Origin of the sequence: Streptomyces sp. NPDC001093, from assembly GCF_040298985.1 — a bacterium.
In the GTDB taxonomy this organism is placed as follows: Bacteria; Actinomycetota; Actinomycetes; order Streptomycetales; family Streptomycetaceae; genus Streptomyces.
Map to the genome: position 1 here is coordinate 1 of NZ_JBEPBF010000289.1, position 1,606 is coordinate 1,606.

A 1,606-nucleotide genomic window follows, 5' to 3' on the forward strand; every position below is an offset into this window, starting at 1 on the left:
CCGAAAGTGGATCTTGGTCGTGAGATGATCTTGATTCGTGGCGCGTGGAGAGCTGACGGATGAACAATGGGCGTCTTTGGAGCCGCTGTTGCCCGGGGGCAAGAAGCCCGGCTGGCCGCCGATATGGACCCGGCGGCAACTGATCGACGGCATACGATTCCGGGTCCGCACCGGCGTCCCCTGGCGGGACGTGCCCGCAAGGTACGGGCCGTGGGGTCGGGTGTACGACCTTTTCCGCCGCTGGCAGCGAGACGGAACGTGGCACCAGATCTTCACCGCCCTGCAGAGCCGGGCGGATGCGAAGGACCTGATCACCTGGGACATCAACGTCGACTCGACGATCGTGCGGGCCCACCAGCACGCCGCCGGGGCGCGCAAAGGGGGGACCTTCAGAAGGAGCCGCCCGGCGGCGTCGCCGTTGAGCCGGACGACCACGGGCTCGCGCGCTCGCGCGGCGGGCTGACCACCAAGTTGCACCTGGGCGTCGAGCAGGGGCAGAAACTCATGTCCATCGTGATCACCGCCGGGCAGCGCGGGGACTCCCCGCAGTTCGAGGCCGTCCTGGGCCGCATCAGGGTGCCCCGCCTGGGGTCGGGCAGGCCGCGCACCCTGCCGAGGCGGGTGCGCGCGGACAAGGCGTACGCCTCCCGGAAGAACCGCGCCTACCTCCGGCGACGCGGCATCCGCTGCACCATCCCGGACAAGGCCGACCAGGCCCGCAACCGCAAGAAGCGTGGCTCGCTCGGCGGCCGTCCGCCGAAGTTCGACTCCGAGGACTACAAGGCGAGACACGCGGTCGAGTGCGGCATCAATCGCCTCAAAAGACACCGCGCCGTGGCCACGAGGTACGACAAGCTCGCGGTCCGCTACGAGGCGACCGTCCTCGTCGCGGCCATCAATGAGTGGCTGTGACCAGCGTCGTCGAGAGTGATCCAGTAGCGGCGCTTGACCCCGGTTTCGGTGCTGCGCACATCTTCGAGGACGCCACCATTGCTCTCGATGGTGCGCGCCGAGCCGACGTTGCCGTCGTCACAGGTGAGGAGGACCCGGTCCAGACCGAGCGCCGGCGCCTTGAGTAGAACTGCTCCCAGCGCCCACGAGGCCAGTCCGCGTCTCCTGGCAGAAGGCCGAACGCTGTAGCCGATATGTCCGCCGCCTTCCAATAGAAAGGCGTTCAGATAGTGCCGAAGATCGATGGCCCCGAGGTAGGTCTCGCCATCGACGATCCACCAGTGGGTGGCGTGGACGCGTCCTTCCCCGACAGGCAGCGACCGGTCCGATTGCTGTCGCAGCCGCTGGACCCATGAGGCGAACCCTTCCGGGCTGTCAAGGTCATCGTCACCAATCAGACGCAGGCCAGCCCCGTCCTGGTGAGCACCAGGCTGCCACTCGTCACGTGCCGCGAGCCACGAGGAATGCAGCCGTCCCGTGGGAGCGATCAGTTCAGCCATGCGAGGGACGATAACACCCGCACCCCCTGTGTGATCAGGCATTTTGTGCCAGATCGGGAGCGTGGCCCGTCGGATGGGGTGCAGGTAAGCCAGATCTGGCAGAGATCGCCTCACTCCGCCGCGATTGCTCAACCACTACCTTGATCCACTTTCGA

Annotated in this window: 2 protein-coding genes; one reads left to right on the plus strand and one right to left on the minus strand. The window is 66.9% G+C overall.

The genetic code is table 11. The features are described 5' to 3' along the window. Nucleotides 1-37: 37 nt before the first annotated feature. Nucleotides 38-912, plus strand: a protein-coding gene (locus ABT288_RS49920; RefSeq protein ID WP_502973034.1) for an IS5 family transposase whose coding sequence is annotated in 2 segments (ribosomal slippage) — nt 38-389 and nt 389-912 — 876 coding nt in all. Because the reading frame shifts where the segments join, the coding sequence is not laid out codon by codon here. On the opposite strand, the gene ABT288_RS49925 is transcribed toward ABT288_RS49920, so the two are convergent. Next, nucleotides 867-1,451 (minus strand): GNAT family N-acetyltransferase, encoded by a 585-nt coding sequence (locus ABT288_RS49925; protein WP_351623449.1) that lies wholly within the window; start codon nt 1,449-1,451, stop codon nt 867-869. The two genes, ABT288_RS49920 and ABT288_RS49925, sit on opposite strands and share 46 nt — an antisense overlap. Between the last annotated feature and the right edge of the window lie 155 nt (nt 1,452-1,606).